Origin of the sequence: Streptomyces sp. NPDC093252, from assembly GCF_040683675.1 — a bacterium.
Lineage (GTDB): Bacteria > Actinomycetota > Actinomycetes > Streptomycetales > Streptomycetaceae > Streptomyces.
Genome location: NZ_JBFBEM010000022.1, coordinates 97,560 through 113,669 on the forward strand (window position 1 = coordinate 97,560; position 16,110 = coordinate 113,669).

The following is a 16,110-nucleotide window of genomic DNA, read 5'->3' on the forward strand; positions in this document are numbered from 1 at the left end:
AGCGACAGTACCGGGGGGTTCTGACAGGGGGTGGGGGGCTGTGGATAACCGGGGGCTTGTGGATAACGGGGTAATGGGGCGATGGGGATCGCCCGAGACCCCTTTCAGTTATTCCTTGACGTGAATATTCGTTCTGGAGAATACTCACCCTCATGGATGACCTCCTCACCGCGCTCGCCGACCCGGCGCGCTGGCGGCTGGTGACACTGCTGGCCGAGCGGCCCCGCCCGGTCGGTGTGCTCGCACAGCTCGCCGGGGCCCGGCAACCCCAGACGACCAAGCACCTCCAGACGCTGGAGCGGGCCGGGATCGTCACCTCGCAGCGCAATGGGCAGCGCCGTATCTATGCCCTGCGGTCCGCTCCCCTGCGGGAGTTGGCGGACGCCCTCGGCCGGCTCGCCGACACGGCGGACACGGCCGGTGGCCCCCAGGAGACGTACGAGCGCTATGGACTCAGCGTCGACGCGGAGCGGTTGGCCGCGCGGGGGGTGGGGTGGGCGGACGATCGGTCGTTCCTGTTCGAACGATCACTGAGTGCGCCTCCGGCGCTGGTCTGGCGGCATCTGACCGAGACGGCGCTGCTCGCGCGCTGGTGGGCGCCGGACGATCTGCGCATCGCCGAGTTGGTCTTCGAGGCGTGGCCGGGCGGGCGGATCGTGCAGGAGTACCGGGACGTGGACGACAGGGACGGTTCGGACACGGTGGCGGGGCGGGCGGAAGGGGTTGTGGAGGTCGTCCGTCGTGATGAGCGGCTGACGTATCGGCACTCGCCGCTGCTGCCGGACGGGAGGGTCGCGTTCACGGCCCATGTGGACATGGTGCTGCGGCCCTCGGACGCCGGTACGGATCTCGCCGTGCGGTGGCGGATCGCCGACAGCGCGGTCGAGTCCGCCGACTTCATCGCGGGCATCGAGATCGGTTTCGGGCAGAGCCTCGACAAGTTGGCCGCGGGGGTTGCCTCCGGCGGGGGCGGCGGTCGGGTGGTTGAGGTGGTTGAGCAAGGCAAGCAGGACGAGCAGGACATCGACTCAAGGAGTGGGACATGAGCAGCAGCACGGGTGCTGGACGTCTGGTGACCGCGAATCTGGCGCTGAGCCTGGACGGGCGCTATCACGGACCGGGAGGGGCGCATGACTTCGCCGCGTTCGCTCCGTACGTGACCTCCGAGGTCGCCCGGGACCAGATGACGCGGATGTGGCAGAACGCGACGACGGCGGTGCTGGGCCGGGTGAACGCCGAGGGATTTCTCGGGTACTGGCCGTCCGTCGCCGGGGACGAGAGCGCGGACGCGCGGGACCGGGGGTATGCGAAGTGGCTGGTGGACACCGAGAAGGTGGTGTTCTCCAGGAGCCTTGTGGAGGCGCCGTGGGAGCGGACCCGGTTGGTGAACGCCCCCGCGGCGGAGGTTGTCGCCGACCTCAAGGGGGAGGGTGAGGGGGACATCCTGGTCAACAGCAGCGCCAGTGTCATCAAGGCGCTGCTGTCGGCGGACCTGGTCGACCGGCTGTACCTGATGGTCTTTCCCGAGATCACCGGGGGTGGGGGGAGGTTGTTCGAGGACGGTCTGCCGGGGACGAGCTGGCGGCTCGCGGCTCAGGAGCGAGGGGAGTTGGGTGAGCTGGCGGTGGTGTATGAGCGGGTGCGGTGAGGTCCGTCAGCGGGGGTGGGGGGGTGGACTTGAGGGAGTCCAGGAAGGTGGTGAAGGTGGGGGTGGGAAAGGTCAGGGTAGCTCGGGTGGGGGCTTTTGAGTCGCGGACAGCCATGTGAATGAGAGCGGTCGCGATCTCCACGCACTCATTCCCGTCATCCGGGCCTGAGTAGGACGACTTGCGCCAGGTGCTGATGGTCTCCATGCCATGCCTCACAGGCTCGTTTGACCGCTCACGGTGCTACGGGCCCCATCTCATCGCGGCCGACCTTCAGTGCGTCCAGGAAAGCAGCGAAGGCAGCAGTGGGAAAGGTCAAGGTAGCTCGGGTGGGGGCCTTTGAGTCACGTAGGGCGGTGTGGGTCGGGGCGGTGGCTATCTCGACGCAGTCGTTGCCGTCGCCGGGGCCTGAGTAGGAAGACTTTCGCCAGTTGTCCATCGACTTCCTCACAGCTCCTTCGCCAAACTACGGATGAGATCGCGTGATTGCTCGGGTTCGAGTGACGCAGCCTCCATCCTACGAAAGCTTGTGCGGTACGTGTTGAGCTGGGCTTCGGAATCAAGGAAGGCCGACCCGTGCAAAGCGTCCCGCAGCACCGTGTCCAACTTCGGCACAGGGCCCTTCGCCCACGTCATCGTGCTGGACGCCCTCGCGAATCCGTCGAGGTCGAACGGGATGACCCTCAGAGTGATGTGGTCCGCTTCGGAGAGTTCAAGGAGCCGGGTCAACTGAACCCTTGATGTCGCTCGGTCACTGACCCTGATCCGAAGGGTCGCCTCATGGATGACCGCCGCAAAGGGGACAGTGGACTTCTGGCGTGCCTTGCGGTGCTGGATACGCACCTCGATCTCCTCCGTGGTCAACTCGGGGAGTCTGGAGGAGAAGACAGCTCGCGAGTAGTCCTCGGTCTGCAACAGACCAGGTACGTACAGGACCGAGACGTTGCGCAGGAAGCGCGCATGATGTTCCAGCTCGGACAGGTCCAGGAACGACGTCGGCAATAGACCCCGGTATTCCTCCCACCAACCCCGGGTGCGGTCCGTAGCCATGTCAACCAGTGCTTCGATGAACTCCTCGTCCGCGCACGCATAGTGGGACGCGAAGCGCCGCAACCGTTCCTCGCTCACGCCGATAAGTCCCAGCTCGATGTGGGTGATCTGGGCCCGCTTGATGCCGAGCAGGGCCGCCGACTGGACGGTGTTCAGGCCCGCCGCCTCCCGGAGTCGTCGTAGCTCCGTACCCAGGCGCATCTGGCGTGCTGTCGGCTCGCGCCTCTGGACCATGTGCTGATTCTCCTCTTTCGGGGCGTGGATTCGGCGAGCGGCTTGCTTCGGCTATCAAGATACCCCTACCGTCGGTGATGCATCGACCACGTTGCGGAAGGGCATCGCCCGTCCCCCACGACGGCCGCGACATGCCACCGTGCGTCAAATCCCCCACACCTCACCGGAGTTGATGACCCATGTCCGAAACCTGGGAGTACACCCTCTCCATCCCCAACGACCTCAGAGCCGTCACGGTGTGCCGTCGTACGCTGCGGCTGATCCTCACCCTTCACGGGCTGATCCGGCTTGCCGATGCCGCCGAACTCGTCGCCGCCGAGCTGGTGTCCAACGCCGTGCGGCACACCGACGGGCCCGCCGCCCTGCGCGTGCGCCGCAACGCGCAGGGCGTCGTATGGATCGCCGCCTGGGACACGAATCCGGAACCCCCGGGGCCGCCGAAGACCTGGGAGCAACTCGGTGATGACGAGGAGGACGGGCGCGGGCTCGGTCTGATCGACTCCTGCGCGGACTACTGGGGCTGGCAGCCGTCCGGGCGGTTCGGCGATCAGGGCAAGTATGTGTGGTGTGAGCTGGGCGTCGCCTAGCGCGGGGCACCTGCCCGGCGCCACGGGGGCGTGATTTGCGCGCCGCGTGCCGCATGAAGGGATCGCGCCCCCCATTGACGGCTAATGTCGTTAGCCTTAGAGTTCAGCTAACGGCGTTAGCCAATGGTGCTGTCGCATACCGGAAGGAAGGCACCTCCATGGAGCCGCACACGCTCACCACCCTCGAAAAGAACCCGATCCAGATCTCCGTCCCGCCCCCTGGTGCCCTCAAGGACGTGGACACACCCTCCGCCCCCTTCCCCTTGAGCGCCGCGCGCCGGGCGCTGTGGTTCGCCGCCGCGTTGTTCTGGACCGCCTTCGCGATGCTGGAGGGCGTCAATCACGGTGCGGCGGCGATCGTCATGGCCCTGCTCTTCATGCTCGCGCCGGATCTGACGCTGCTGATCTCGGCGCGCGAGAGCGGCCGGCTCGCCAAGGGGCAGCTCGCGCCGCGCGCGGTGCCGTACTACAACCTCGCCCACCGCGCGATCGTCCCGTTCAGCCTCGCCGTGCTCTACTCCTTCACCGCGCCCAAGGAGTGGGCCCCGCTCTTCGCCGCCCTGTGCGGCTGGCTCGCCCATATCTCGTACGATCGCGCCTTCGGGTACGGACTGCGGACGAAGGACGGTTTCCAGCGTGGCTGAGCGGCAGCGGCGGCGGAGTACGACGACCCATGCGCCTGAGGGCGACACCACCGGGCCCGGCGACCCCTCGGCGCGGCTCACGCCCCGGGCCCGGGAGATCGTCGAGGCGGCGCGGGCGCTGGTGGAGGAGTCGGGGATCGCCGCGCTCACCATGCGCGCGCTGGCCGAGCATCTGGGCATCAAGGCCCCCTCCCTCTACAAGCACTTCCCCGACAAGGCGGCCGTGGAGGTGGAACTGATCGCCCTGAGCCTCGCCGAGACGGCCCGGGCCATGGAGGAGGCCGAGGAACACTTCGAGCGGTCCGCCGACGCCCCCACCCTCCTCGCCGCCCTCGCCGCCGCCTATCGTGCCGACGCCCTCGCCCACCCCCATCTCTACTGCCTCGCCACCGAGGGCCCGCTCCCCCGCCACGCCCTCCCCGAGGGGCTGGAGGAACGCGCCGCGCTGCCCCTGCTCAGGGCATGTGATTTCGATGCGGACCAGGCCCGTGCCATCTGGGCGTTCGCCCATGGGATGGTGACCCTGGAGATCCACGGCCGGTTTCCGGACGGGGCCGATCTGACGGGGGCCTGGCGCGCGGGCGTCACAGCCCTGGAGCGATAGGCACGGAGTGCTGGGCGAGGGGAGAGGTGCAGCGTGAGTGGATCCGGTGATTCCGGGGCGGGGCTGGCGCAGTTGGTCGGTGCCGCGCGGGAGGAGGCCGAAGGGCGGGCCGGTGACTCCGCCTACCGGGAATCGGGCGGCTGGGAGTCCGTCGTCCACGATGCGGGCTTCTGGTGCGACTGGTACTGGGACGAGGTGAGCGAGGAGCTGGAGGAGCAAGCCGGGGAACTGGGCCTGTCCTGGGACTCCGTCGCCGCCGAGGTGCGGGCCGCCTTCGAGGAGACGTTCCGCACGTCCTTCGGCTGAGGACGGTCAGCGGGACCGCCTCATCGGTCCCTCCCTGTCACCCGGGTGAAGCGGATCCAGCGGCAGCTCCAGTCGTCGTCCTCGTACTGCTTCCGTACGGGGCCCTGTGCCTCCTCCGACGGCATGTACCGGCCCCTTGTCCCCTCGTGCCAGCCGTGGGTGACCCGGTACGTCCCCGGTGTCACCCGCAGGATCGTGCCCAGGCCCGCCTGGTCCTCCCGGTGCAGGGCGACCGGCGGGTTCAGGCGGGCCAGTGCCGCGATCGACTCGGCCCGCTCCCGGGCGTCGGCGTACGAGCCCGTCCCGTCGGCGTCGAGGCCGGCCCACGCCACCACGACCCGGCCGCCCGGCAGGTGCAGTTCGCCCGTCCCGCGTTCCTCCGCCGGGGACGCCCCGGCGGCTCGGTGGCGGGGCGCGGGGGTGCTGCCCCGGGGGATCCACGACCGTGTGATCAGGAAGCTGTCGGCGCCGGGCGCCTCCCTGCGGTGGGCCGTCCGGGTCGTCTGGGCTATCTCTGCTGTGCCCTCGCCTTCCATCTCCCAGATGACGCCCCGGTGTTGCCCGTGCTCGCCGAAGTCCACGATCGCGGCTTCGAGGTCGTCGTCGTCCGGGTGGACCGCCGACCAGGCGCGGGCGTAGTCGCCCCCCGGATCCAGGTCGTAGGCGGCGTCGTGGGCCGCCCCGGTCCAGGCTGCGAACGCGTCGGCCGCGCAGATCAGGAGCGGTCCGCCCGGGGAGGCGACCGTGGCGGGGGTCCATCCGAGGGCGGGACGGGGCCTGGGTGCCGCTTCGCTGTTCACGGGTGCCGTGCCCCCCGGGCCGGGCCCGCGACCGTCGGGCTGAGCTTGATCACCGCGAGATCGATCTGGCCGTGGCCGTCCTCCCAGCCGTGGACCGGCTCACACCCCTCGTCCTCCAGGGCGAACAGCATCACCTCCTGGCCGACCGGCATCATGCCCTCCTCGCCGTCCGTGCAGAAGTGGCCGAGGTGGCGGCGCAGGGTGGGGTGTTCGATGGCGGCGAGGTCCTCCTCCCAGTACTCGTCCGGCTCCGCGGCGACGGAGAGGGGGAGCAGGTCCTCGGGGGCGCGGCCGGTCTCCAGGGCCACCCGCAGGGCGTCGAAGAGGGTCCCGTCGGAGACCAGGAGGGGGAAGTAGACGTCCCAGGTGTCCTTCAGGGCGGGTGCGGTGAGGTCGACGCCGAACCGGTCCAGGAGGGGGGCTATGTCGGCGCCCCTGATCATGTACTCCCCGAAGGAGGCCGCCTTCAGCGCCGCCGCGAAGTCCTTCGGCAGGGGTGACTCCGGGCTGTCGCACCGCCAGAAGTTGAAGATCGAGGTGCTCGCGTCGAACTGCGGTCGCCGGTCGGAACCGCCGCTGATGCCGATGTCGCAGGGGATCGGCCGGGCGCCGGTCAGGGCCTGGGGGCGCACCCAGTCGGGCTCCTTGAGGAACCCGGTCTCGTTCAGGACATTGCCCCGGAGGGTGGCCGCGTAGACCGCGTCGGGATCGAACTCGTCCAGGGGGTCGCCGATCAGGACGCCGAAGGCGTGGGCCAGTTGGCGGTCCCAGTCGGAGGGGGAGGGGGGCGGGGAGGGTTCGGTTGCCATGGCGGCACCGTAGCGCCGCCCACCGACAATCAGTGGGTGCTTCTCCTCCTCAGACCGTCGAAGACTCCGTTGACCTGCGGGTTTCGTCTGACATGATCGAGGACGGAACGCGCATCGGGCGTCTGGACGCCGAGGTGGAGCGGGCCCAGGGCCCTGGCCCTGGCCCTGGAGCGGTGGAACGAGGGCCACTCCGGCCGGTTGAGTAGCGGGCCGGGTCGGGCTGAGTGCCAGTACTCAGGGCGGGGCGCCGAACTCCTCGTACCGTCGGGGGTGGTAGTCGAGCAGACCGGACGGCGGGGAGCCCATGAACGCACTCATGCAGCAGGCGAGCGGTGGCTCCTGCGCGTCGGAGGAGTGGCCGATGCTCTACCTGGGTGTGGTGGCCGTCCTCGCGGGGTGCGGGTTCCTGGTCAACCTGATCGCGCTCTGGGTGTGCGTCAACGTCGAACAGCCGGTCAGGACGTGGGCCGTGGCGATGGTCCTGCTGCCGTGGATCGGCCTGGTCGTGGCCTTGGTGGCGTCCGTGGGGCTCGGCCTCGACGCGGCGGACCGGGGCGGGTCACCCTGGTGGTTCCTGCTCGCGGGAGCCGGGGCGCACCTGGGGGCGCTGGCCGTGGTGGCCCTTCTGGCCCGGTCCGCCGCGCGCAGGGCCGACCGTGATGGCGTCCCAGCGCGTGACGGCGTCTCGGCGCGTGACGGCGTTCCGGCGCCGGACACGGGCGCGCCCGGCGCGCGGACCGGTGGGACACCTGCCCCTTCGGAACCCGCGCGGTCGCGGCCCTCCGCCGACCCCGTCGACCCCATCGACCCCGTCGACTCGCCCCGCTCGCACGAGGAGTGGCGGGCCCGGGTGATCCGCAGGCCGGGCGACGTGGGGTACGGGGTCCTGCTGCCGTGGCTGGCCGAGAAGTACTTCGCGCACCACCACCGGCTGGTGGACCGGCACCTGCCCTCCGGCTGCCACCCCGGAGAGACCGCCACCGCGGACGACGCGCTCGCGGTCCTCGCCCTGGGCGAGAGCATGCACCGCATGCTCTTCCGGGACCGCTCCTGGTTCGTGCACGACGCCATGGCGTGGGGTGCCACCTGGAACGAGGTGGCGGGCGCCCTGGACGTGACGACGGGCCGGGCCCGGTCCGTCCTCCGGTCCTACGCGGAGACGCAGCGGGAGCTGTACGAGGAGACCGAGAGGACGGGTGACCGGCCCTTGGGCTACTCCGCCGAGAAGTACCGCTCCGCGCTGGCGCTCATCAGGCTCGCCGACGACGCCCGGTCACCGTCCGCCACGTAGCGGGACGGACGGACCCGGTCCAGGTCGGGGATGCGTAGGTGCTGCTCAGGCGCGGGGCTCCCGCCACATCGCCCACAGGGTCGGGCCCCCGCCGGGCAGGGCCAGCTTCTCCCGGACGGCGAAGCCGAAGTGCTCGTAGAACGACAGGTTGGCCTCCTTCGAGGACTCCAGGTACGCCGGGAGGCCCGCCGCGTCCGCCTTCGCCAGTCCCGAGCGCAGCAGCGCCGCGCCCTCGCCCTTGCCCTGGGCGGCGGGGTCGGCGCCTATGAGGGCGAGATACCAGTGCGGTTCCCGCGGGGTGTGCTTCGCCGCCGTCTCCACGGCCTCGCGGAACAGTCCGGCGCGGTCGCCGAGGATGCGCACGAGTTCGCCGATGGTCTCCGCGTCCGGCACCGCCTTGGCCTGCGCCTGCGGCGGCACCCAGAACGACGCCGCCGAACCGGTGCGTTCGCACACCGCGTTGTGCACGTACTGGCGGGTGAAGATCGTCGCGAAGTACTCGCTCAGCGCCGCCTCGCGCGAGGCGTCCTCGGGGAAGAACCAGCGCATCATCGGGTCGTCGTCGAAGGCGCGGGCCAGGCAGACACTGATCGCCTGAGCGTCATCGATCACGGCCGTTCTCGGGGTGTTCGTTTCCAACATGGTTGCATTGTGAACTCAGCGGTTTTCGCTGGTGGGGGTGGGGGCGGGGGTGGCTTCGCGCTGGGCGCGGCGGAGGGGGAGATGGGGCACGGGTTCGGGCCCCGGTATGGGCACAGGTGCGGTTCCTGGTGCGGCACAGGTTCAGGCCCCGGTACGGGCAGGCGCCGTTGCGGGCACGAGTTCGGGTCCTGGTGCGGGCACAGGTTCGGGCGTCGGTGCGAGTGCCGATGCGGGTGCGGGTGCGGGTGCGGGGCGGAGCCCCTGTCCGGTCACGATTCGGTCTCGTGGGGCTCGGAGCCCTTGCCTCTGGTTCGTGTAATCGATTCCAATCCTTCACGCATGGCGATGTAATCGATTTCATTCGAGGTCGGAGGTGGGTCGGCCATGGCCGGCATCAAGGATGTCGCCGCCGCGGCGGGGGTGTCCGTCGCCACGGTGTCGCGGGTGCTGAACGCGCATCCGTCGGTCAGCGCGGACGCGCGTGCCCGGGTGCTGGCCGCCGTCGAGTCGCTCGGGTACCGGCCGAACGCTGTTGCCCGGTCGCTGCGTACCGATCAGACGCGCACCTTCGGTCTGGTGATCCCGGATGTGCTCAATCCGTACTTCACCGAACTCGCGCGATCGGTCGAGGAAGCGGCCCGTGCGCTCGGGTACAGCGTGATCATCGGGAACGCGGACGAACGGGCCGAGGTCCAGGACCATCACGTACGGACCCTTCTGGACCGGCGGATCGACGGGCTGCTCGTGGCGCCCACCGACGCCGGGTCGCCGCTGCTGGCGGACGCCGTGCGCGGGGGGACGCCGCTGGTGTTCGTGGACCGGTGGATCCCCGGGGTGGACGTGCCGGTCGTGCGGTCGGACGGGCGGGCGGCCGTCAGGGATCTGGTCGGGCATCTGTGGTCACTCGGTCACCGGCGGATCGCGATCATCGCCGGGCCGGACTCGACCACCACCGGAAGCGAACGGGTCGACGCGTTCCGGGAGGCGATGGCCGGGTACGGGCTGCCGGTGCCGGACGCCTACATCGGACAGGGCGACTTCCGGGCCGAGAGCGGGCGGCGGGCGACCGGGGGGTTCCTCGCGCTGCCGGAGCCGCCCGAGGTGGTGTTCGCCGCCGACAACCTGATGGCGCTGGGCGCGCTGGACGCCGTCCGCGCGCGGGGGCTGCGGGTGCCGGACGACATCGGGCTGGTCGCGTTCGACGACATCCGGTGGTTCGTGCACACCGATCCGCCGATCACCTCGATCGCGCAGCCGACGGGCGCACTGGGGCGGGCCGCTGTGCGGGCGCTGGTCGAGGTGATCGAGGGGCGGCGGCCCGCGTCGGTGACCCTGCCCGCGCGGCTGATCGTGCGCCGGTCCTGCGGCGCGCCGCCCGGCACGGACAATGTGGCTGATTTCGGTGGCTGATCGTTTGAGTGGAGACGGCTGAACGGTCACAGGGACACCGGCCGGTCGGCCGACAAGGCGGCTGATGAGCGAGGGAGAGAGCTGATGTACGACTACGACCTGCTGGTCGTGGGATCGGCCAACGCCGATCTGGTGGTCCGGGTGGAGCGGCGGCCGGGGGCCGGTGAGACGGTGCTCGGGTCGGATCTGGTGGTCCACCCGGGCGGCAAGGGTGCCAACCAGGCGGTGGCGGCGGCCCGACTCGGGGCCCGTACGGCGCTCCTCGCGCGCGTGGGGGACGACGGGCACGGGCGGCTGCTGCTGGAATCCCAGCGGGCGGCGGGCGTCGACACGGTGGGGGTGCTGGTGGGCGGCGCGCCGACCGGGGTGGCGCTGATCACCGTGGACCCGTCCGGCGACAACAGCATCGTCGTGTCGCCGGGGGCGAACGGGCGGCTGGGGCCGCAGGACGTACGGGCGGCGGGGAGTCTCTTCCATGTCTCGCGCGTGGTGTCGGCGCAGTTGGAGATCCCGCTGGAGACGGTGGTGGAGGTGGTGCGCGCGCTGGGGCCGGACAGCCGGTTCGTGCTCAATCCCTCGCCGCCGCGTCCACTGCCCGGTGAAGTGCTCGCCGCCTGTGACCCTTTGATCGTGAACGAACACGAAGCTCGGGTGATCCTGGGCGACGCCTGTGTGAGCGATTCCCCGGCGGACTGGGCGCGGCTGCTGCTCGCCAAGGGGCCGCGTTCGGTCGTGGTGACCCTGGGCGCCGAAGGGGCGCTGGTGGCGACGGGGGACGGGGTCGCGCGGGTGCCGTCGGTGAAGGTGGACGCCGTGGACACCACGGGCGCCGGGGACGCGTTCACGGCGGCGCTGGCGTGGCGGCTGGGCCAGGGCGAGTCCCTGGCCGGGGCGGCGGCGTACGCGGCGCGGGTCGGGGCGACGGCCGTGACGAAGGCGGGGGCGCAGGAGTCGTATCCGACGGCCGGGGAGGTCGCGGCGCTGTGACCGTGCCGCTCCCGTCCCTCCGGCGGGCGGGAGCCCCTGCGCGTGGGCGAGCGAAACGGCGGGGCCCGGTCCGTGGACCGGGCCCCCCTGCTTTCCCCTCCTGCATCAGAACCCCGTGATCCCCCCGGATCCCCCCTCCAGAGGTTCTGATGCCACGTACGACCCGCCGGGGCCGGAAACGGTTGCACGGGCGCACGGAATTTTTTCGTCCGGTCGGGGGCGGACTCCATTCGCCCTGTTCAGCGCATGGCCTGGATCAAAATCGGGATCGGGATCGGGACCAGGATCGGGATCAGCCCGTCGCGTACATCAGGAACCGTTCGGCCGTCTCGGTCAGGACCTCGCGGCCGTCCCGGGCCCACAGGCCCGCGTTGAAGAGTTCGACCTCGATGGGTCCGGTGTATCCGGCGGCCTCGGCGTAACCGCGCCACTCCCGCAGGTCGACCGAACCGTCCCCGAGCTGGCCGCGCCCCTCCAGGACGCCCTCGGGGAGCGGGGTGATCCAGTCGGCGAGCTGGAAGGCGTGCAGCCGGCCGGTGGCGCCCGCGCGGGCGATCTGCTCGGGGGCGCGGTCGTCCCACCAGAGGTGGTATGTGTCGACGGTGACGCCCACCTGTTCGGCGGGGAAGCGTTCGGCGAGGTCGAGGGCCTGGGCGAGGGTGGAGACGACACACCGGTCAGCGGCGTACATCGGGTGCAGCGGCTCGATGGCCAGCCGCACCCCGCGCGCCTGCGCGTAGGGCCCGAGTTCGGCCAGGGCGTCCGCGATCCGTTCCCGGGCGCCGCGCAGGTCCTTCGAGCCGGGCGGCAGTCCGCCGGAGACCAGGACGAGGGTGTCGGTGCCCAGGGTGGCGGCCTCCTCGACGGCTCTGCGGTTGTCGTCCAGGGCCGCCGCGCGCTCCCGGGGGTCGGCTGCGGTGAAGAAGCCGCCCCGGCACAGGGTCGTCACCCGCAGTCCCGCGTCCCGCATCAGCGTGGCGGCGGCCTCGACGCCGTACGCGTGCACCGGGGCCCGCCACAGGCCCACGCCCCGGACGCCCAGTTCGCCGCAGGTCTCGGCGAGTTCGGGGAGGGAGAGCTGTCTGACGGTCATCTGGTTGATGGAGAAGCGGGTGAGGTCACCTGACATCGCGCGCACCAGCCCCTTCATTGCTCCTGCTCCTGCTCCTGCTCCTGTCCCTGATCCTGTCCCTGATCCGGTCACTGATCCGGTCACTGATCCGGTCACTGATCCGGTCACTGGTTCACCCCGTGCACCGCGAGCAGGGCGCGCATCCGGGACTCGGCGAGTCTCGGGTCCGGGAACAGGCCCAGGGAGTCGGCGAGTTCGTAGGCGCGGGCCAGGTGCGGGAGGGAGCGGGCGGACTGCTGGCCGCCGACCATGGTGAAGTGGTCCTGGTGACCGGCGAGCCAGGCCAGCAGCACCACACCGGTCTTGTAGAAGCGCGTGGGGGACTCGAACAGATGCCGGGAGAGTTCGATCGTCGGATCGAGCAGTGAGCGAAAACCGATCACGTTCCCGGTGTCGAGCACACGAACAGCCTCCGCCGCGAGCGGTCCCAGGGGATCGAAGATGCCCAGCAGAGCATGGCTGAAGCCCTGCTCGTCACCGGCGATCAGCTCGGGGTAGTGGAAGTCGTCACCCGTGTAGCAGCGGACGCCGTCCGGGAGCAGGCGGCGCAGCTCGATCTCGCGCCGGGCGTCCAGGAGGGAGATCTTGACACCGTCCACCTTGTCCGGGTGCGCGGCGACGACATCGAGGAAGGTCCGGGTCGCCGCGTCGAGGTCCGGGGAACCCCAGTAACCCTCCAGGGCCGGATCGAACATCGGGCCGAGCCAGTGCAGGACGACCGGTTCGCGGGCCTGCCGCAGCAGGTGCCCGTAGATCTCCAGGTAGTCCTCCCGGTCGCGGGCCGCGGCGGTCAGGGCGCGGGACGCCATCAGCACGGCCTGCGCGCCCGCGTCCTCCACCACCGCCAACTGCTCCTCGTAGGCACCGCGGATCCGGTCCAGCGGGTGGGGCAGGCCGTCCCGGGCGGGGGGCAGTTGGTCCGTCCCGGCCCCGCAGGCGATCCGGCCGCCGACCGCGCGGGCCTCGGCGGCGCTGCGCCGGATCAGCTCGGCCGCGACCGCCCAGTCCAGGCCCGTTCCGCGCTGGGCGGTGTCCATGGCCTCGGCGACCCCGAGGCCGTGCGCCCACAGATGCCTGCGGAAGGCCAGGGTGGCGTCCCAGTCGAGGACGGCCGGTGCCCCGGGGGTGACATCGGCGAACGGATCGGCGACGACATGCGCCGCGGAGAAGACCGTACGGGAGTGGAAGGGGGCCCCTGGGGCGAGGGCGAGGGGGAGGGCCAGGGGGGTGGCGCGGGGGTGGTAGGCGCGCAGGGCGCCGCCCGGGGCGGGGAGCAGGATGGCGGCCGTCATCGGGTGATCTCCGGTACGTCGATGCGGCGGCCCTCGGCGGAGGACCTCAGGCCCAGTTCGGCGAGCTGTACCCCGCGGGCGCCGGCGAACAGGTCCCAGCGGTAGGGGGCGTCGGCGTACACATGGCGCAGGAACAGCTCCCACTGGGCCTTGAAGCCGTTGTCGTACGCGGCGTTGTCGGGGACCTCCTGCCACTGGTCGCGGAAGGCGTGACCGGCGGGGAGGTCCGGGTTCCAGACGGGCTTGGGGGTGGCGGCGCGGTGCTGGACCCGGCAGGTGCGCAGCCCGGCGACGGCGGAGCCCTCGGTGCCGTCCACCTGGAACTCCACGAGTTCGTCGCGGTGGACGCGGACCGCCCAGGAGGAGTTGATCTGGGCGACCGCGCCGCCCTCGATCTCGAAGATGCCGTAGGCGGCGTCGTCGGCGGTGGCGGGGTAGGGCCTGCCGCGCTCGTCCCAGCGCTCGGGGATGTGGGTGGTGGCGAGGGCCTGGACGGAGGTGACCCGGCCGAAGAGTTCGTGCAGGACGTACTCCCAGTGCGGGAACATGTCCACGACGATGCCGCCGCCGTCCTCCGCGCGGTAGTTCCAGGAGGGGCGCTGGGCGGGCTGCCAGTCGCCCTCGAAGACCCAGTAGCCGAACTCGCCGCGCACGGACAGGATCCGGCCGAAGAAGCCGCCGTCGATCAGCCGCTTCAGCTTCAGCAGACCCGGCAGGAAGATCTTGTCCTGGACGACGCCGTGCCGCACCCCCCGCTCCCGCGCGAGACGGGCGAGCGCGAGGGCGCCGTCCAGGCCGGTGGCGGTGGGCTTCTCGGTGTAGACGTGCTTTCCGGCCTCGATCGCCCTGCGCAGCGCCCCCTCACGGGCGGAGGTGACCTGGGAGTCGAAGTAGAGGTCGATGGAGCCGTCGGCGAGGACGGCGTCCAGGTCGGTGGAGAACTCGGCGAGGCCGTGCCGCTCGGCGAGCGCCTCCAGGGCGTGCGCGCGGCGGCCGACGAGGACCGGTTCGGGCCACAGCACGGTGCCGTCGCCCAGATCGAGCCCGCCCTGTTCGCGCAGGGCGAGGATCGAGCGGACGAGGTGCTGGCGCAGGCCCATACGGCCGGTGACGCCGTTCATGGCGATACGGACGGTCTTGCGTGTCACGTCGTCGTTCCCTTCATGGGCGTCGGTTCCTTCAGGGGACTTCCGGTCTTCCGGTCTTCCAGTACGGACACCAGATGATAGTAAGCGCTTTCTATCGAGGAAGAAGCTAGCCTCTGCGAGCGGGGTGGACAAGGACGGAGTCAGTGGTGGAGCCCGGGACGGAGCTGAGGACGGCGACATGACGGTGACCCTGGCGGACGTGGCGGCACGCGCGCGGGTGTCGCCCGCGACGGTGTCGCGCGTGCTGAACGGCAACTATCCGGTGGCCGCCTCGACCCGCGAGCGGGTGCTGAAGGCCGTCGCCGAGCTGGACTATGTCGTCAACGGCCCGGCGAGCGCGCTGGCGGCGGCCACGTCCGACCTGGTGGGCATCCTGGTGCACGACATCGCCGACCCGTTCTTCGGTGTCATGGCGAGCGCGATCCAGTCGGAGATCGGCGGCGCGGGGGGCCTTGGCGGCGGCGAGGGCGGGGGCGGCGGGGGCCGTGGCGGCGAGGGTGGGGGCCGCGGCGGCGGGGAACGGCTGGCGGTGGTGTGCAACACGGGCGGTTCGCCGGAGCGGGAGCTGACCTATCTGACCCTGCTGCAACGGCAGCGGGCGGCGGCCGTGATCCTGACCGGCGGGGCGGTGGAGGACGCGGAGCACCGGGCGGCGGTGGCGGCGAAGCTGCGGCGGCTGACGGACGCCGGGACGCGGGTGGTGCTGTGCGGACGCTCTCCGGTGCCGGACCCGGAGGTGGTGGCGCTGGCCTTCGGCAACCGGGGCGGCGCACGGCGACTGACGGGGCACCTGCTCGGCCTGGGACACCGGCGGATCGGCTACATCGCGGGCCCCGAGGGCCGTACGACCACCCGGCACCGGCTGGAGGGGCACCGGGCGGCGCTGTCGGCGGCCGGGGTGGCGGACGATCCGCGCCGCACGCTCCACGCCGCCTACGACCGCGCGTCGGGATACGCGGCCACCCGGGAACTGCTGGCACGGGACCCGGCCCTGACGGCGGTGGTCGCCGCGAACGACACCGTCGCCCTGGGCGCGTGCGCCGCGCTGCGGGAGGTGGGGCGCCGGATCCCGGAGGATGTGTCGGTGGTCGGGTTCGACGATCTGCCGTTCAGTGTGGATGTGGTTCCGGCGCTGACGACCGTCCGGCTGCCGCTCGCGGAGACGGGGGCGTGGGCGGGCCGGATCGCGATGGGCCGGGACCCGGCACCGGAGGGCGGGGTGGCCGAGGTGCCGGGGACGCTGGTGGTGCGGGGGTCTTCGGGGGTGGTGGGGGGCCGGTAACGGGGGGGCCGGTAATGGCGGGCGGTGACGGCCGGAGGCCAGAAGCTGACGGCTGACGGCTGACGGCTGACGAGTGTGCGGCGGGGCCGGAGAGGGTGAACTCTCCGGCCCCGCCGCACGTCTGCTGATGGCCCGTCAGATGGATGGCCCAGGTGGGTTATCGGGTGGCGTGGTCGGCGTGCTTGATGAGGTTGACGGTGCTGTCGGGCTGGCTGATGAAGGGGACGTGGGAGGCGCCGCGGGCCT

General features: G+C 71.3%; 18 protein-coding genes and 1 pseudogene. 10 read left to right on the forward strand and 9 right to left on the reverse strand.

Features of this window, described 5'->3' with window-relative positions:
• Positions 1–152 precede the first annotated feature (152 nt).
• Together AB0O01_RS34410 and AB0O01_RS34415 are read left to right on the forward strand one after the other, a co-directional pair.
• Complete coding sequence (locus AB0O01_RS34410) at positions 153–1,046, forward strand: metalloregulator ArsR/SmtB family transcription factor (RefSeq protein WP_365319731.1); 894 nt, start codon at positions 153–155, stop codon at positions 1,044–1,046.
• Positions 1,043–1,648 (forward strand): dihydrofolate reductase family protein, encoded by a 606-nt coding sequence (locus AB0O01_RS34415; protein ID WP_365319734.1) that lies wholly within the window; start codon positions 1,043–1,045, stop codon positions 1,646–1,648. The genes AB0O01_RS34410 and AB0O01_RS34415 overlap by 4 nt, the downstream gene beginning before the upstream one ends.
• A gap of 25 nt (positions 1,649–1,673) precedes the next feature.
• Here the strand turns inward: AB0O01_RS34415 and AB0O01_RS34420 are convergent.
• From AB0O01_RS34420 to AB0O01_RS34430, 3 genes and pseudogenes are all read right to left on the reverse strand, one after another.
• A pseudogene (locus tag AB0O01_RS34420) lies at positions 1,674–1,853 on the reverse strand (DUF397 domain-containing protein); the annotation flags it as partial.
• A gap of 28 nt (positions 1,854–1,881) precedes the next feature.
• Positions 1,882–2,085 (reverse strand): DUF397 domain-containing protein, encoded by a 204-nt coding sequence (locus AB0O01_RS34425; protein ID WP_365319736.1) that lies wholly within the window; start codon positions 2,083–2,085, stop codon positions 1,882–1,884.
• A gap of 8 nt (positions 2,086–2,093) precedes the next feature.
• Positions 2,094–2,930 carry a helix-turn-helix transcriptional regulator gene (locus AB0O01_RS34430; RefSeq protein ID WP_365319738.1) on the reverse strand — a complete coding sequence of 279 codons (837 nt, stop codon included), beginning with the start codon at positions 2,928–2,930 and terminating at the stop codon, positions 2,094–2,096.
• Between the two features lie 179 nt (positions 2,931–3,109).
• Here AB0O01_RS34430 and AB0O01_RS34435 point away from each other — a divergent pair, with 179 nt between their 5' ends.
• From AB0O01_RS34435 to AB0O01_RS34450, 4 genes are all read left to right on the forward strand, one after another.
• Positions 3,110–3,517 carry an ATP-binding protein gene (locus AB0O01_RS34435; protein WP_365319740.1) on the forward strand — a complete coding sequence of 136 codons (408 nt, stop codon included), beginning with the start codon at positions 3,110–3,112 and terminating at the stop codon, positions 3,515–3,517.
• 158 nt (positions 3,518–3,675) lie between these two features.
• A complete protein-coding gene (locus tag AB0O01_RS34440; protein WP_365319742.1) occupies positions 3,676–4,161 on the forward strand; it encodes a DUF4260 family protein in 486 nt (161 codons plus the stop codon).
• 97 nt (positions 4,162–4,258) lie between these two features.
• Complete coding sequence (locus AB0O01_RS34445; RefSeq protein WP_365319778.1) at positions 4,259–4,765, forward strand: TetR/AcrR family transcriptional regulator; 507 nt, start codon at positions 4,259–4,261, stop codon at positions 4,763–4,765.
• A 33-nt stretch (positions 4,766–4,798) separates the two neighbouring features.
• The gene (locus AB0O01_RS34450; RefSeq protein WP_365319743.1) at positions 4,799–5,071 is read left to right on the forward strand and encodes a hypothetical protein; all 273 of its coding nucleotides are present in this window, start codon (positions 4,799–4,801) and stop codon (positions 5,069–5,071) included.
• 20 nt (positions 5,072–5,091) lie between these two features.
• On the opposite strand, the gene AB0O01_RS34455 is transcribed toward AB0O01_RS34450, so the two are convergent.
• Positions 5,092–5,871, reverse strand: a complete 780-nt coding sequence (locus AB0O01_RS34455; RefSeq protein WP_365319745.1) for a hypothetical protein — start codon at positions 5,869–5,871, stop codon at positions 5,092–5,094.
• Complete coding sequence (locus AB0O01_RS34460; RefSeq protein WP_365319747.1) at positions 5,868–6,680, reverse strand: hypothetical protein; 813 nt, start codon at positions 6,678–6,680, stop codon at positions 5,868–5,870. The genes AB0O01_RS34455 and AB0O01_RS34460 overlap by 4 nt, the downstream gene beginning before the upstream one ends.
• Positions 6,681–6,984: 304 nt before the next feature.
• On the opposite strand from AB0O01_RS34460, the gene AB0O01_RS34465 reads away from it, so the two are divergent.
• On the forward strand, positions 6,985–7,971 hold the full coding sequence (locus AB0O01_RS34465) for a hypothetical protein (RefSeq protein ID WP_365319749.1): 987 nt from the start codon (positions 6,985–6,987) through the stop codon (positions 7,969–7,971).
• A gap of 45 nt (positions 7,972–8,016) precedes the next feature.
• Here the strand turns inward: AB0O01_RS34465 and AB0O01_RS34470 are convergent, their stop codons facing one another.
• Positions 8,017–8,613, reverse strand: coding sequence for a GNAT family N-acetyltransferase (locus AB0O01_RS34470; RefSeq protein ID WP_365319752.1), 597 nt, complete (start codon positions 8,611–8,613; stop codon positions 8,017–8,019).
• 384 nt (positions 8,614–8,997) lie between these two features.
• Here AB0O01_RS34470 and AB0O01_RS34475 point away from each other — a divergent pair, with 384 nt between their 5' ends.
• Entirely contained in the window at positions 8,998–10,023 is a 1,026-nt protein-coding gene (locus AB0O01_RS34475; RefSeq protein WP_365319754.1) for a LacI family DNA-binding transcriptional regulator, read from the forward strand.
• An 84-nt stretch (positions 10,024–10,107) separates the two neighbouring features.
• Positions 10,108–11,010, forward strand: coding sequence for a ribokinase (locus AB0O01_RS34480; RefSeq protein ID WP_365319755.1), 903 nt, complete (start codon positions 10,108–10,110; stop codon positions 11,008–11,010).
• 292 nt (positions 11,011–11,302) lie between these two features.
• Here AB0O01_RS34480 and AB0O01_RS34485 read toward each other — a convergent pair whose 3' ends face one another.
• The 3 genes from AB0O01_RS34485 to AB0O01_RS34495 form a co-directional block, all read right to left on the reverse strand.
• The gene (locus AB0O01_RS34485) at positions 11,303–12,139 is read right to left on the reverse strand and encodes a sugar phosphate isomerase/epimerase family protein (RefSeq protein WP_365319780.1); all 837 of its coding nucleotides are present in this window, start codon (positions 12,137–12,139) and stop codon (positions 11,303–11,305) included.
• A gap of 107 nt (positions 12,140–12,246) precedes the next feature.
• Positions 12,247–13,434, reverse strand: a complete 1,188-nt coding sequence (locus AB0O01_RS34490; protein WP_365319757.1) for a dihydrodipicolinate synthase family protein — start codon at positions 13,432–13,434, stop codon at positions 12,247–12,249.
• Positions 13,431–14,582 (reverse strand): Gfo/Idh/MocA family oxidoreductase, encoded by a 1,152-nt coding sequence (locus AB0O01_RS34495; protein ID WP_365319759.1) that lies wholly within the window; start codon positions 14,580–14,582, stop codon positions 13,431–13,433. Before AB0O01_RS34495 ends, AB0O01_RS34490 begins: the two co-directional genes overlap by 4 nt.
• 178 nt (positions 14,583–14,760) lie before the next feature.
• On the opposite strand from AB0O01_RS34495, the gene AB0O01_RS34500 reads away from it, so the two are divergent.
• Positions 14,761–15,864, forward strand: a complete 1,104-nt coding sequence (locus AB0O01_RS34500) for a LacI family DNA-binding transcriptional regulator (RefSeq protein WP_365319761.1) — start codon at positions 14,761–14,763, stop codon at positions 15,862–15,864.
• Positions 15,865–16,110 lie beyond the last annotated feature (246 nt).

Coding starts and splice junctions, on each gene's coding strand:
- AB0O01_RS34410 (WP_365319731.1), top strand. CDS start 153: ATGGATGACCTCCTCACCGCGCTCGCCGACCCGGCGCGCTGGCGGCTG.
- AB0O01_RS34415 (WP_365319734.1), top strand. CDS start 1,043: ATGAGCAGCAGCACGGGTGCTGGACGTCTGGTGACCGCGAATCTGGCG.
- AB0O01_RS34425 (WP_365319736.1), bottom strand. CDS start 2,085: ATGGACAACTGGCGAAAGTCTTCCTACTCAGGCCCCGGCGACGGCAAC.
- AB0O01_RS34430 (WP_365319738.1), bottom strand. CDS start 2,930: ATGGTCCAGAGGCGCGAGCCGACAGCACGCCAGATGCGCCTGGGTACG.
- AB0O01_RS34435 (WP_365319740.1), top strand. CDS start 3,110: ATGTCCGAAACCTGGGAGTACACCCTCTCCATCCCCAACGACCTCAGA.
- AB0O01_RS34440 (WP_365319742.1), top strand. CDS start 3,676: ATGGAGCCGCACACGCTCACCACCCTCGAAAAGAACCCGATCCAGATC.
- AB0O01_RS34460 (WP_365319747.1), bottom strand. CDS start 6,680: ATGGCAACCGAACCCTCCCCGCCCCCCTCCCCCTCCGACTGGGACCGC.
- AB0O01_RS34465 (WP_365319749.1), top strand. CDS start 6,985: ATGAACGCACTCATGCAGCAGGCGAGCGGTGGCTCCTGCGCGTCGGAG.
- AB0O01_RS34470 (WP_365319752.1), bottom strand. CDS start 8,613: ATGTTGGAAACGAACACCCCGAGAACGGCCGTGATCGATGACGCTCAG.
- AB0O01_RS34475 (WP_365319754.1), top strand. CDS start 8,998: ATGGCCGGCATCAAGGATGTCGCCGCCGCGGCGGGGGTGTCCGTCGCC.
- AB0O01_RS34480 (WP_365319755.1), top strand. CDS start 10,108: ATGTACGACTACGACCTGCTGGTCGTGGGATCGGCCAACGCCGATCTG.
- AB0O01_RS34485 (WP_365319780.1), bottom strand. CDS start 12,139: ATGTCAGGTGACCTCACCCGCTTCTCCATCAACCAGATGACCGTCAGA.
- AB0O01_RS34490 (WP_365319757.1), bottom strand. CDS start 13,434: ATGACGGCCGCCATCCTGCTCCCCGCCCCGGGCGGCGCCCTGCGCGCC.
- AB0O01_RS34500 (WP_365319761.1), top strand. CDS start 14,761: ATGACGGTGACCCTGGCGGACGTGGCGGCACGCGCGCGGGTGTCGCCC.